At 74.7% G+C, this 12,213-nt stretch carries 10 protein-coding genes; 6 read left to right on the forward strand and 4 right to left on the reverse strand.

Translation table 11 applies throughout. From position 1 onward, the window contains the following. The first annotated feature begins 42 nt into the window (after positions 1 to 42). Positions 43 to 984, forward strand: coding sequence for an EamA family transporter (locus ACIO5E_RS37770; RefSeq protein ID WP_400676755.1), 942 nt, complete (start codon positions 43 to 45; stop codon positions 982 to 984). On the opposite strand, the gene ACIO5E_RS37775 is transcribed toward ACIO5E_RS37770, so the two are convergent. Next, positions 875 to 1,420, reverse strand: a complete 546-nt coding sequence (locus tag ACIO5E_RS37775) for a MarR family winged helix-turn-helix transcriptional regulator (RefSeq protein ID WP_400676757.1) — start codon at positions 1,418 to 1,420, stop codon at positions 875 to 877. The genes ACIO5E_RS37770 and ACIO5E_RS37775 overlap by 110 nt on opposite strands. 168 nt (positions 1,421 to 1,588) lie before the next feature. Between ACIO5E_RS37775 and ACIO5E_RS37780 the strand changes: the two genes are divergently transcribed. Continuing rightward, positions 1,589 to 1,921, forward strand: a complete 333-nt coding sequence (locus ACIO5E_RS37780) for a DUF2218 domain-containing protein (protein ID WP_400676759.1) — start codon at positions 1,589 to 1,591, stop codon at positions 1,919 to 1,921. Here the strand turns inward: ACIO5E_RS37780 and ACIO5E_RS37785 are convergent. Beyond that, complete coding sequence (locus tag ACIO5E_RS37785) at positions 1,894 to 2,562, reverse strand: phosphatase PAP2 family protein (RefSeq protein WP_400676760.1); 669 nt, start codon at positions 2,560 to 2,562, stop codon at positions 1,894 to 1,896. The genes ACIO5E_RS37780 and ACIO5E_RS37785 overlap by 28 nt on opposite strands. A gap of 515 nt (positions 2,563 to 3,077) precedes the next feature. Continuing rightward, on the reverse strand, positions 3,078 to 4,418 hold the full coding sequence (gabT, locus tag ACIO5E_RS37790; RefSeq protein WP_400676762.1) for a 4-aminobutyrate--2-oxoglutarate transaminase: 1,341 nt from the start codon (positions 4,416 to 4,418) through the stop codon (positions 3,078 to 3,080). 301 nt (positions 4,419 to 4,719) lie between these two features. On the opposite strand from gabT, the gene ACIO5E_RS37795 reads away from it, so the two are divergent. The 3 genes from ACIO5E_RS37795 to ACIO5E_RS37805 all read left to right on the forward strand — a co-directional run bounded on the left by ACIO5E_RS37795 (position 4,720) and on the right by ACIO5E_RS37805 (position 10,044). Then, a complete protein-coding gene (locus ACIO5E_RS37795; protein WP_400676764.1) occupies positions 4,720 to 6,738 on the forward strand; it encodes an ATP-binding protein in 2,019 nt (672 codons plus the stop codon). A 153-nt stretch (positions 6,739 to 6,891) separates the two neighbouring features. After that, positions 6,892 to 8,457: a PucR family transcriptional regulator gene (locus tag ACIO5E_RS37800; protein ID WP_400676766.1), complete on the forward strand. Its 1,566-nt coding sequence runs from the start codon at positions 6,892 to 6,894 to the stop codon at positions 8,455 to 8,457. Between the two features lie 144 nt (positions 8,458 to 8,601). Further along, complete coding sequence (locus ACIO5E_RS37805) at positions 8,602 to 10,044, forward strand: aldehyde dehydrogenase family protein (RefSeq protein ID WP_400676768.1); 1,443 nt, start codon at positions 8,602 to 8,604, stop codon at positions 10,042 to 10,044. Between the two features lie 91 nt (positions 10,045 to 10,135). Here ACIO5E_RS37805 and ACIO5E_RS37810 read toward each other — a convergent pair whose 3' ends face one another. Then, the gene (locus tag ACIO5E_RS37810; RefSeq protein WP_400676770.1) at positions 10,136 to 10,804 is read right to left on the reverse strand and encodes an NAD(P)-binding oxidoreductase; all 669 of its coding nucleotides are present in this window, start codon (positions 10,802 to 10,804) and stop codon (positions 10,136 to 10,138) included. A 126-nt stretch (positions 10,805 to 10,930) separates the two neighbouring features. Between ACIO5E_RS37810 and dxr the strand changes: the two genes are divergently transcribed. Further along, on the forward strand, positions 10,931 to 12,160 hold the full coding sequence (dxr, locus tag ACIO5E_RS37815) for a 1-deoxy-D-xylulose-5-phosphate reductoisomerase (RefSeq protein WP_400676772.1): 1,230 nt from the start codon (positions 10,931 to 10,933) through the stop codon (positions 12,158 to 12,160). Positions 12,161 to 12,213 lie beyond the last annotated feature (53 nt).

Consider the following 12,213-nt stretch of genomic DNA (forward strand, 5'->3'; position numbering starts at 1 on the left):
GCTCGACCCATGACCGCAACACCCGCCGCTCCCGGCAGAACCATGAGTCCGCGTCACATCGCCCTGGCCGTCCTGGTGGCCGCCGTCTGGGGCCTCAACTTCGTCATCATCGACGTCGGCCTGGACAGCTTCCCGCCGCTGCTCTTCTGCGCCCTGCGGTTCGCCGTCGTCGCGGTACCGGCGGTCTTCTTCGTCGGCCCGCCCAGGGTGGCCTGGCGCTGGGTGCTGGCGGTCGGCCTCGTCCTCGGGGTGGTCAAGTTCGGGCTGCTCTTCCTCGGCATGCACGCCGGGATGCCGGCCGGCCTCTCCTCCCTGGTGCTCCAGGGGCAGGCCGTCTTCACCGCCCTGTTCGCCGCCGTACTGCTGCGCGAACGGCCCGCCGGGCAGCGCCTCGTGGGACTGGCGATCGCCTTCTCCGGCATCGCCCTGAGCGCCCTCGACCACGGCCTCGGCGGTTCGCTCGGCGCCTTCGCCCTGGTCGCCCTGGCCGCCGTCGCCTGGGGCCTGTCCAACGTGCTGACCCGCAGGGCCGCGCCGCCGGACGCGCTGCGCTGGATGGTCTGGGTCAGCGCCGTCCCGCCGCTGCCGCTGCTCGCCCTGTCCCTGCTGGTCGAGGGCCCGGACGCGGACCTGCGCGCGCTGCGCGAGATCACCCCGGCCGGGCTCGGTGCGATCGGCTACGTCGGGCTGGTCTCCACCCTGTTCGGCTTCGTCGCCTGGAGCTTCCTGCTGCGCACCTACGACGCCACCGCCGTCGCGCCCTACTCGCTGCTGGTGCCGGTGTTCGGGATGTCCTCGGCCTGGCTGCTGTTCGGGGAGCGGATCAGCCCGATGGCGGCCGGCGCCGCGCTGCTGGTGATCGCCGGGATCGGCATCACCGTGCTGCGCCCGGGGATGCCGGCCGCCGCGGCGGCATGGCGGCCGCGTAGTCGGCCTCGGCGGAACGCAGCACTCGCAACAGCACCTCCTGGTCGGCGGGGCTGACCCGGCCGAAGTACTCCTGCGCCACCTCGTGCCGGACCTGCCCGATCCGCTCCACCGCCGCCTGGCCGGCCTCGGTGAGCAGGATCCGTACGGCCCGCCGGTCGGCGGGGTCGGGGCTGCGCTCGACCAGGCCGGCCTCCTCCAGGGCGTCGACCACGGTGGTGGCCGAACGCGGGGCGATGTGCAGGCGGTCGGCGAGGTCGCTCAGCCGCATCGCGCGGTCCGGCAGCTCGCAGCCGGGCGCGTGGGCCAGCGCGCGCAGCGCCCGGCCCTGGCCGGGGGTGATGCCGTACGGTTCCAGCCGCTCGCTGGTGCGGCGGCGGATCCGCTTGATCGCCCTGGTCATGGTGTCCGCCAGCTCGGCGGCGGTGTCCGGGGAGCCCGCCGGCGGGGTGGGGGAGGCGCCCGCCGGATCGTCGGTCGGCGTGGTGGTCATCGGCGGTCTCCTCGGCAGGCGTCCGCCCAAGCGTATCGGCCGGTCCGGGGCCTGCGGCCGACGGCGGACGGGCGCCCGGGAAATATGTTGAGCCAGACTCAGTATCTGGGTTAGCGTAGCCTCAACTGAGGGGACCCTAAGCTCCCTTCCCGGATCACTGGAGGGCCCGTGCCCCGCTCCGAAGCCCGCGTCACCACCGACCGCTCCGCCCGCTACGCCAAGCAGCTCGCCGCCCACATGGGCCGCAAGATCGAGGCCGCCTTCTCCGAGGAGACCGGTCGCGGCACCCTGGTCTTCGGCGCCGGCACCGCCACCCTGGAGGCCGCGCCCGACGCGCTGCTGCTCACCGTCGAGGGCGAGCGGGAGAACCTGCCCGGCCTGGAGGACGTCGTCGGCCGCCACCTCGTCCGCTTCGGTGCCCGCGACGAACTCGTCATCGAGTGGCACCGCGACAACGGCGAGACCGGCCTCGTTCACCGCAACGAGGACCCCGAGGCCTGACGCCTCCCGCCGCCGCCCGGCCGGGGCAGCCATCGGGCCGCCCCCCACAGCACCAGGGCGGCCAGGCACCAGCCGGCCACCACGTCCAGCAGCCAGTGGAAGTCGCTCCACACCAGCCCCGCGCCGACCGCCACCGCCAGCAGTGCCGCGCCCGCCGTCAGCAGGCGCGCCGCGCGCGGGCCCGCCACCCGGGCCAGCAGCAGCGCCGCCACCCCGTACGAGAGCGACGCGGTGGTGGTGTGTCCGGACGGGTACCAGCCCCACTGGCCCGGCGTCAGCGGATCACCGAGCGGGCCCGGCCGGGCGAACGCGGCCTTCGCCGGCACCACGAGCAGCGGGATCAGCCCCGCCGTCAGCACCGCCACCGGCAGCGGCAGCCACCAGCGCCCCGCCGCGTCGGCCTGGCGCCACCACCACGCGGCCAGTGCGCCGGCCGCCAGTAGCACCGGGATCGCGGGCACGCTGCTGCCCAGATCCGACAGGGCGTGGCCGAGGTGGTCGAGCAGCGTGTCGGGCTGCTCCCGATGGGCGGCCCGGACGGCGGCGCGGACCGAACGGTCCAGCCCGAGCAACGGGCCGTCCACCGCCACCTGCCACGACACCAGCAGGAGTACGACCGCCGCCACCACCGGCACGGCCACCGAGCGGGCCACCCGGCCCGGAACGCCGGACAGCCGCCCCGGAGCAGGGGGGAGAGCTCCGGGGCGGCTCTGATGATCGCCGTTCCGTGCGCCCCGGGGGGTGTGGGTCGGACGGTCGGTCGATCGGCCTTCGGTGTGCGCCGCCCCTCCCGGGGCGGCCTGGTTGTCCTCGCGGCGCGCGTGCGGACCCACCGCCGAGGGCGGTCCCGCTGGCGGCTCCGCCAATGGCTGAGGCTCGCTGTCCATCTGCGATGACACTACGTCAACAGCCCTTCCGCGCCGAGCGCCTTCAGCGATTCCGCACATCATCTTCACCCTGCCCGGGGCAACGCTTCCGCCCTGCCCGGGGCAACGCTTTCGGACGTCCCGACGATCATGCCCGGCCGGGCGGCGGGCCCGCGACCGGCCGCCGACAACCGAACGGCCCGTGCGGGACCAGAGGTCCCCACGGGCCGTTCAGCGCTGTCCGGACATCCCTCCGGAAGGGGGTCTCACGACCTGACGGGCGACACCGCTCAGACGGCGGCGAACGCGCCCTCCAGGATGTCCAGGCCCTCGGCCAGGAGGTGCTCCGGGATGACCAGCGGCGGCAGGAAGCGCAGCACGTTGCCGTAGGTGCCGGCGGTCAGCACCACCAGGCCCTCGGCGTGGCAGGCCTTCGCGATGGCCGCGGTGGCCTCCGCGTTCGGCTCCTTGCCGCCCGGCTTCACCAGCTCGACGGCGATCATCGCGCCGCGGCCGCGGACCTCGCCGATGATGTCGAACTTCTCCTGCAGCGCCCGCAGGCGGCCCAGCATGATCTCGCCGATCCGCTGCGCCTTGCCGTTGAGGTCCTGCTCCTTCATCGTCTCGATGGCGCCCAGCGCGGCCGCACAGGCCACCGGGTTGCCGCCGTAGGTGCCGCCCAGGCCGCCCGCGTGCGCGGCGTCCATGATCTCGGCGCGACCGGTCACCGCGGCCAGCGGCAGGCCGCCGGCGATGCCCTTCGCGGTGGTGATCAGGTCCGGGACGATGCCCTCGTCCTCGCACGCGAACCACTGGCCGGTACGGCAGAAACCGGTCTGGATCTCGTCCGCGACGAAGACGATGCCGTTCGCCTTCGCGTACTCCACGATCGCCGGCAGGAAGCCCTTGGCCGGCTCGATGAAGCCGCCCTCGCCCTGGATCGGCTCGATGATGATCGCGGCGACGTTCTCGGCGCCGATCTGCTTGTTGATGATCTCGATCGCCTGCGCGGCGGCCTCGGCGGCGCAGTTCTCCGCGCCCGTCAGCCAGCGGTACGGGTAGGCCACCGGCACCCGGTAGATCTCCGGGGCGAACGGCCCGAAGCCCTGCTTGTACGGCATGTTCTTCGCCGTCAGGCCCATGGTCAGGTTCGTGCGGCCGTGGTAGCCGTGGTCGAACACCACGACGGCGGTGCGCTTGGTGTAGGCGCGGGCGACCTTCACCGCGTTCTCGACCGCCTCGGCGCCCGAGTTGAAGAGCGCGGTGCGCTTGTCATGGTCGCCCGGGGTCAGCTCGTTCAGCTGCTCGGCGACGGCCACGTAACCCTCGTACGGGGTCACCATGAAGCAGGTGTGGGTGAAGGCGGCCAGCTGCTCGCTCGCCTTGGCCACCACGGCCTCGGCGCTGTTGCCGACGTTGGTCACGGCGATGCCGGAGCCGAAGTCGATCAGCGAGTTGCCGTCCACGTCCTCCAGCACGCCGCCGTTGGCACGGGACACGTACACCGGCAGGGTGGTGCCGACGCCGGCCGCCACCGCACCCAGCTTGCGGGCCTGCAGCTCCTGCGACTTCGGACCGGGGATCGCGGTGACCAGGCGGCGCTCCTGCGGGAGCGGCGTTGCGGCGCTCATGGGGTTTCTCCAGACTTCTCGGCTCGGTGCTTCGCAGGCTACGGCCGCCCTCCCCGGCCGGGCATGCGCCACTCGGTAGCACTGAGCCGTCCGACTTGTCCGGCACGGCCAGCGCGGGTGGTGAGACTACCCGCAGGTCCCGCTCCACTACATTGAGCGCGGGCGTGTCGCCGGTACGGCGGCATGGGTATGGCGGCACCGACGGCGGTCGGGCCGGGCGGGCGAGGGAGCGGGGCCGTACATGGCGCAGGACGGGGCACACCACCACACCGATCGGACCACCACCAGATCCCCGGCCCCGATGCCCCACCAACGGCCCGGTACCCGCGCCGGCGGGCCCCCCGCCTTCGACCTCCCCACCTGGGCCGCGGCCGCGCGCCCGGAGGCCGAGCCCGGCGTCTACCGGCTGGGCTACCGCCGGATCGACCCGGAGCGGGCGGAGGCGGCCCAGGTCGCGGCCTGGCCGCTGCTGCTGCGGGCGGGGCTCAACGCGGTGGTGGCGTGGTTCGCATTCCTGTACGGAACCCAGCTGGTGCTTCGCCTGATCGTGCTGACCGTCTGGGTGAAGAACCCCACCGACACCGAGGTGACCGTCGTCGGTGTGTCCGTCAACCTCCTGGTGGCCGCGCTCGTCATCAAGCTCTTCGGCCGGATGGGCCGCTGGCCCGAGGTGTGGCGCCGGTACGTGGCGCCGCTGCTGTCGCGGACGGTGACGCAGGAGCAGCCCGCCGAGGAGGACCGGGTGGCGGCGGAGGCGACCCGGGGGATGGACCCGTGGGACGGGCTGCGGCAGGGCGGGGCGGCCGAGGCAGCCGGGCGCCTGGAGCGGGAGGCGGTCGGCGACGTCGACTACGTCCGGATCCAGCGGGCGTGGGAGTCGGCGCAGGCGGACCCGGCGTTCGTGCCGGCCTTCGTCGAGCAGGTGGCGGCGCGGGGCGGGGCGGCCTTCGCGCACCCCTCGGAGTCGCGAGAGCTGGCGGGCCGCGCCGAGCGGCACGACCTGCTGCTGGGTCAGGTCTGCCTCGGGACCGCCCAGGACGTGCCGAAGAACCCGTTGAGCCACCGGGCGGCCGGCTTCGCGCTGGATCCGGCGGTGCTGGGCACCTCGCTGCTGGCGGTGGGCCCGGCGGGGACGGGGAAGACGGCGCGGTTGGCGCGGCCGGTGGCGGAGGCGCTGTGCCTGCAGGCGCTGGCCGGTACCGCGTGCGCGGTGGTGGTCGGGGCGGCGGACGCCGACCTCGGCCCGGACGCCTGGTACGACGTGGTGATCGCGCCCGGTGACCCGGCGTCGGTGTACGGGCTGGACCTCTACGGCGCGGCGCGGGATCCGGACGAGGCGGCCGCCCGGCTGGCCGAGGCGCTGCTGCCGGACGAGCTGACGGCCCGCGCGGAGAACGCCCGGACGGCGCTGCAACAGGTGGTGGGCCCGTTCCACGCCGCGTACGGCCGCTATCCGGGAGTCCGGGAGCTGCGGGCGCTGCTGGCCGGTGAGCCGGACGCGCTGGCGGCCCTGGTGAAGGCGCTCGGGGTGGCCGGCCGACTGGCCGTGTACGAGCGGGACCTGGAGCACCGGGAGCGCCAGCGCGGCCGGGCGGACGACCCCGGCGCGCTGCTGGCGGATCGGCTGACGCTGCTGGACCGGCCGGCCTTCGAGGGCGCCTTCGCGACGGACGGCACCGGCCGGCCCCCGTTCGCGATGCGGGTGCTGGACCATCCGCTGCGGGTGCGGGTGAAGCTGCCGGAGCGCAGCCACCCGGAGGCCGCGCGGATGCTGTCCCGGCTGGTGGTGGGTCAGTTCGTGCAGGCGGCGGGGGCCCGCGAGGACCGTTCCCTGTTCGCGGGCCTGGTGGTGGACGACGCCTCGGCGGCGCTGGACGCGACCGCGGTGCGCGGGGTGCAGCGGATGCGCGGGGCGAACGCGGGCGCGGTGCTGCTGCTGCGCACGCTGGTGGACCTGCCGGAGGCGCTGCGGGCGCCGCTGTTCGGTGCGGTCGGCTGCCGGATGGTGTTCCCGGGGATCGCGCCGTGGGACGGTCGGATGTTCTCCGAGGCCTGGGGGACGCATCTGGTGTCGGAGACCGCGGTGACCCACACCCCCGACACCTCCGGCGGCGTGGTGCGGCGGGCCGGCCGGCTGGGGCGGCGGGCGCTGTCGGGGACGGCGGCGCAGACGGAGTCGGTGACGACGCGGGAGGTGGAGCGGCTGCGGTGGTCGCCGTCGGATCTGGCGCACGCGCTGCCGGCGGGGCACGCGGTGGTGTCGTTGACGGCGGTGTCGGGGGAGCAGGTGCCGCCGCTGCTGGTGGATCTGCGGGGGTGACGGGGCGCGAGGTCCAAGCTCGCCTTCGAGGTGGATTCGGCAGTGCCGGTTGTCCGGTGCGTCCATAATGAAGGGGAGAGACTCTCACTTGTCCCATTGCCCTCTCCTCGCCCGGCCGCAACGGCGCGGTCAGGTCGATCCCCCGAAGGTGCCATGCCCCCCACACTCGCCTCCGTTGTCCGCAACAGCTCGCTCCATCTGACGGTCCTCGCCGGTGCGGACCACTTGGAGCGGCCGGTCCGCTGGGTGCACACCAGTGAGCTGGACGACCCGACGCCGTTCCTGGAGGGTGGCGAGCTGCTGCTCACCACCGGGATCAAGCTGGGCCGTACGGCGGCGCAGCTGCAGGCGTACGTGCACCGGCTGGCCGACGCCGGGGTGGTGGGACTGGGCCTGGGGGTGGGGCTGTCGCACACGGAGGTGCCGCAGCCGCTGGTGGACGCGGCCGCGCAGCGGGGGCTGCCGCTGCTGCGGGTGCCGGAGCCGACGCCGTTCATCGCGATCAGCAAGGTGGTGTCGGCGGCGCTGGCCGCGGAGCAGTACGAGGCGGTGACGACCTCCTTCGAGGCGCAGGAGGAGCTGACCCGGGCCGCGCTGGGCAAGGACGGCACGACGGCGGTGGTGCGCCGGCTGGCGGCTCGGCTGGGCGGGTGGGCCGCGCTGTACGACGGGTCGGGGGCGCTGTCGGTGGTGGCGCCCGACTGGGCGGCGCGCCGGGCGGGGCGGCTGGCGGCGGAGGTGGACCGGCTGCGCCGGCGCCCGGCGCCGTCGAGTGCCGCGCTGCAGGGGCGGGCGCCGGGGATAGACACGGCGGACGAGGACTACGTGGTGGTCCAGTCGCTGGGGGCGGACCGGCGGGCCCGGGGCTTCCTGGCGGTGGGGACCGAGGACCGGATCACCCCGACCGAGCGGTACGTGCTGAACGCGGCGGTGGCGCTGCTGACCCTGACGCTGGAGCGCTCGCGCGAGCTGCGACAGGCGGAGGAGCGGATGGGCGCGGCGCTGCTGCGGATGGTGCTGGCGGGAGAGGTGGCGACGGCCCGCCAGGTGGCGGTGGGGCTGTTCGGCGGCCTGCCGGAGGGGACGATACGGGTTCTGGTGGCCGGGGCCGGGCCGAACGCGGAGGCCGCGGAGGCCCTCGGGGAACTGGGGGACCGGGCCGAGCAGGCGGGCGCCCGGGTGGGCGAGAAGCTGCTGGTGGCGCGGGAGGAAGGGGCGCACGGGCTGCGGCTGATGGTGCTGGCGCTGGACAACGGCGCGGTGCACCGGGCCTGTCTGGGCGCGGTCGAGGAGCACGAGGGCCTGTCGCTGGGCGTGTCCGCGCCGGCCGCGCTGGAGGAGGCCGGGACGGCGCACGCGCAGGCCGAGCGGGCGCTGGCGGTGGCGCTGCGCGGCGGCCGGCGGTCGGTGGACCACGAGGAGGTCGGCGCGGGTTCGCTGCTGCCGCTGCTCGGGGAGGACGCCGTGACGGCGTTCGCCGAGGGGCTGCTGCGGCCGCTGCGCGAGCACGACCGGACGGCCCGCGGCGATCTGGTGGCCTCGTTGCGGGCGTGGCTGTCCCGACACGGGCAGTGGGACGCGGCGGCGGCCGATCTCGGGGTGCACCGGCACACGCTGCGCTACCGGATGCGCCGGGTCGAGGAGCTGCTGGGGCGTTCGCTGGACGACACCGACGTGCGGATGGAGCTGTGGCTGGCGCTGCGCTCCGGCGAGGAGTAACCGCAGGCCCTGGACGGGATGGAGTGGCCTCGGAGTCGAACACTCCTGGTCGGCCAATCCGGTCGGCCCGCCGCCCCACCTACCCTCGGGTTCGGGTCCCACTCCCGTGGGCCTGACGACGACGAGGAGAGGGCCGGTACCACGGTGACCACCACGTACGATTTCTGGCTGGCCGGCCGCCGGGCGAGCGGCGACGCCGACTTCGAGGTGCACAACAGCTGGGACGGCCGTCTGGTCGGCACGGTGAGCATCCCGACCGAGGCCCAGGTCGAGGAGGCGCTGGACGCCGCCGTCGCCGCGCTGCCGGTGTTCGCCGCCACGCCCGCGCACCAGCGCGCCGCCGCGCTGGACCACGTGGCCAAGCGCCTGACCGAGCGTACCGAGGAGATCGCCCAGCTGATCACCGCGGAGAACGGCAAGCCGATCAAGTGGGCCCGCGGCGAGGTCGGCCGTGCCGTCTCGGTCTTCCGCTGGGCGGCCGAGGAGGCCCGCCGGACCAACGGCGAGACGATGCGGCTGGACACCGACCCGGGCGGCGTGGGCCGTTTCGCGGTGGTGCGCCGCTTCCCGCGCGGTGTGGTGCTCGGGATCGCCCCGTTCAACTTCCCGCTGAACCTGGTCGCCCACAAGGTCGCCCCGGCGATCGCGGTCGGCGCCCCGATCATCCTGAAGCCGGCCCCGGCGACCCCGCTGTCGGCGATGGTGCTGGGCGAGATCCTGGCCGAGACCGACCTGCCGACCGGTTCCTGGAGCATCCTGACGGTGCCGAACGACCGGATGCCGGCGCTGGTGCAGGACAAGCGCCTGCCGGTGATCTCCTTCACCGGTTCGGACAAGGTCGGCTACCAGATCATGGACTCGGTGCCGCGCAAGCACTGCACCCTGGAGCTGGGCGGCAACGCCGCGGCCGTGGTGCTCGCCGACTGGTCCTCGGAGGCCGACCTCGACTGGGCGGCCACCCGGATCGCGATGTTCGCCAACTACCAGGGCGGCCAGTCCTGCATCTCGGTGCAGCGGGTGATCGCCGACGCGTCGGTGTACGACGCGCTGGTGGAGAAGGTCGTGGCCAAGGTCAAGGCGCAGGTCACCGGTGACCCGAACGACGACGCGACGGACGTCGGCCCGCTGGTGGACGAGAACGCCGCCAAGCGGGTGGAGTCCTGGGTGGACGACGCGGTCGCCAAGGGCGCCAAGGTGCTCGCCGGCGGGACCCGCGAGGGCGCGACCTACGCGCCGACCGTGCTGGCCGAGCTGCCGGCGGACGCGATCCTGGCCAAGGCCGAGGTGTTCGGTCCGGTCCTGTCGCTGCACCGGGTGGACGGTGTCGACGAGGCGTTCGCGGCCGCCAACGACTCGCCGTTCGGCCTGCAGGTGGGCGTGTTCACGCACGACCTGCAGACCGCCTTCCGCGCCCACCGGGAGCTGGAGGTCGGCGGTGTGATCATCGGCGACGCGCCGTCCTACCGCGCCGACCAGATGCCGTACGGCGGCGTCAAGGACTCCGGCGTCGGCCGCGAGGGCGTCCGCTACGCGATGGACGACTACACGGTCGAGAAGGTCCTGGTCCTCACCGGCCTCGACCTCTGATCGACCCCCGCTGAGCGACCCCGACGAAGGGCCCGGTCCGGTGACCGGGCCCTTCGCGCGTGCCGGGGCCGGCCCGGCGCCCCGCTCCGGTTCAGCCGTTGTGCCCGGCCGCGACGGTGACGGCCTCCTCGATCGGGGCGTTGCCGGCGACGAGTTCCAACGTCTGCCCGGCCGTGCCCGGTTCGCGCAGCAGCGCGGCGAGCACGGCGGCGACGTCGGCCCGGTCCACGGCGCCGCGCGCGACCGAGGGGGCGAGCCGGACCAGGCCGGTGCCGGGGCCGTCGGTGAGCCGGCCGGGGCGCAGCACCGTCCAGGCCAGCCCGGTCCGGGCCCGGACGGCGTCGTCGGCGGCGCCCTTGGCCCGCAGGTAGGTCTCGAAGACCTCGTCGGCGGGGTGGTGGGCGTCGGCGTCGGCGCCCATCGAGGAGACCATCAGGTAACGCCGGACGCCCGCGAGTTCGGCGGCGTCGGCGAGGAGGACGGCGGCGTCGCGGTCCACGGTGTTCTTGCGGGCGGCGCCGCTGCCCGGTCCGGCGCCGGCGGCGAAGACCACCGCGTCGGCGCCGGCGAGCAGTTCGGCGAGCTGCGGGGCGGTGGCGGACTCCAGGTCGAGCAGCAGCGGCTCGGCTCCGGCGTCGGCGAGGTCCTGGGCCTGTTCGGGGCGGCGGATGATCCCGGCGGGCCGGTCGCCGCGCGCGGCGAGCAGCCGTTCGAGCTTCAGCGCGATCTGTCCGTGGCCCCCGGCGATGACGGTACGCATGGCTCCGACGGTAGCCCGGGGCGGGCCCCGGCGTCCTGGGGAGAGCCGTCGCGCGGTGGCGGTCCCCTGCCGGGCGTCCCGTCGAGGGGGTCCTGCGCAGGGCTGCGGGCAGGACACAATGGGCGCATGACTTCGCTCGCCCACCCGCAGCTGCGGTTCACGCCCATCGTGCAGGACCCTTCCGGCCCCCGGGAGCTGGTGATCCTCGGTTCGACCGGGTCGATCGGCACCCAGGCCATCGACGTGGTGCTCCGCAACCCGGACCGCTTCCGGGTGGTCGCCCTGTCGGCGGCCGGCGGCCGGGTGGAGCTGCTCGCCGAGCAGGCGCTGCGGCTGGGCGTGCACACGGTGGCGGTGGCGGACCCGGTGGCCGAGCCGGCGCTGCGCGCGGCGCTGGCGGAGAAGGCGGCCGGCGGTCCGCTGCCGGCGGTGCTGGCGGGGCCGGACGCGGCGACCGAGCTGGCCGCGATGGAGTGCCACTCGGTGCTGAACGGCATCACCGGGTCGATCGGGCTGCGCCCGACGCTGGCCGCGCTGGCGGCGGGCCGGGTGCTGGTGCTGGCCAACAAGGAGTCGCTGATCGTCGGCGGCCCGCTGGTGAAGGCGGTGGCGAAGCCGGGGCAGATCGTGCCGGTGGACTCCGAGCACGCCGCGCTGTTCCAGGCGCTGGCCGGCGGCACCCGGGCCGAGGTGCGCAAGCTCGTGGTGACGGCCAGCGGCGGCCCGTTCCGCAGCCGGACCCGTGCGCAGCTGGCCGGGGTGACCCCGCAGGACGCGCTGGCGCACCCGACCTGGGCGATGGGCCCGGTGGTCACGATCAACTCGGCCACCCTGGTGAACAAGGGCCTGGAGGTGATCGAGGCGCACCTGCTGTACGACGTGCCGTTCGACCGGATCGAGGTCGTGGTCCATCCGCAGTCGGTGGTGCACTCGATGGTGGAGTTCACCGACGGTTCGACGCTGGCGCAGGCCAGCCCGCCGGACATGCGGATGCCGATCGCACTGGGCCTGGGCTGGCCGGAGCGGGTGCCGGACGCCGCCCCCGCCTGCGACTGGACCAAGGCCGCGACCTGGGAGTTCTTCCCGCTGGACAACGACGCCTTCCCGGCGGTGGAGCTGGCCCGTGAGGTGGGCACCCTGGGCGGTACCGCCCCGGCGGTCTTCAACGCGGCGAACGAGGAGTGCGTGGAGGCGTTCCTGCAGGGCCGCCTCGCTTTCACGGGAATCGTGGACACTGTTGCCAAGGTCGTCGCCGAGCACGGCACGCCCGTTCCGGGAACTTCCCTGACGGTCGAGGACGTCCTGCACGCGGAGGACTGGGCCCGCGCCCGGGCCCGCGAGCTGGCGGCGGGCTGACGGCGGCGGGTTGACGGCGTGGGGCGTTCCCGGTCGGGAACGCCCGTGCCGGG

It is taken from the genome of Kitasatospora sp. NPDC087314, assembly GCF_044744365.1.
In the GTDB taxonomy this organism is placed as follows: domain Bacteria; phylum Actinomycetota; class Actinomycetes; order Streptomycetales; family Streptomycetaceae; genus Kitasatospora.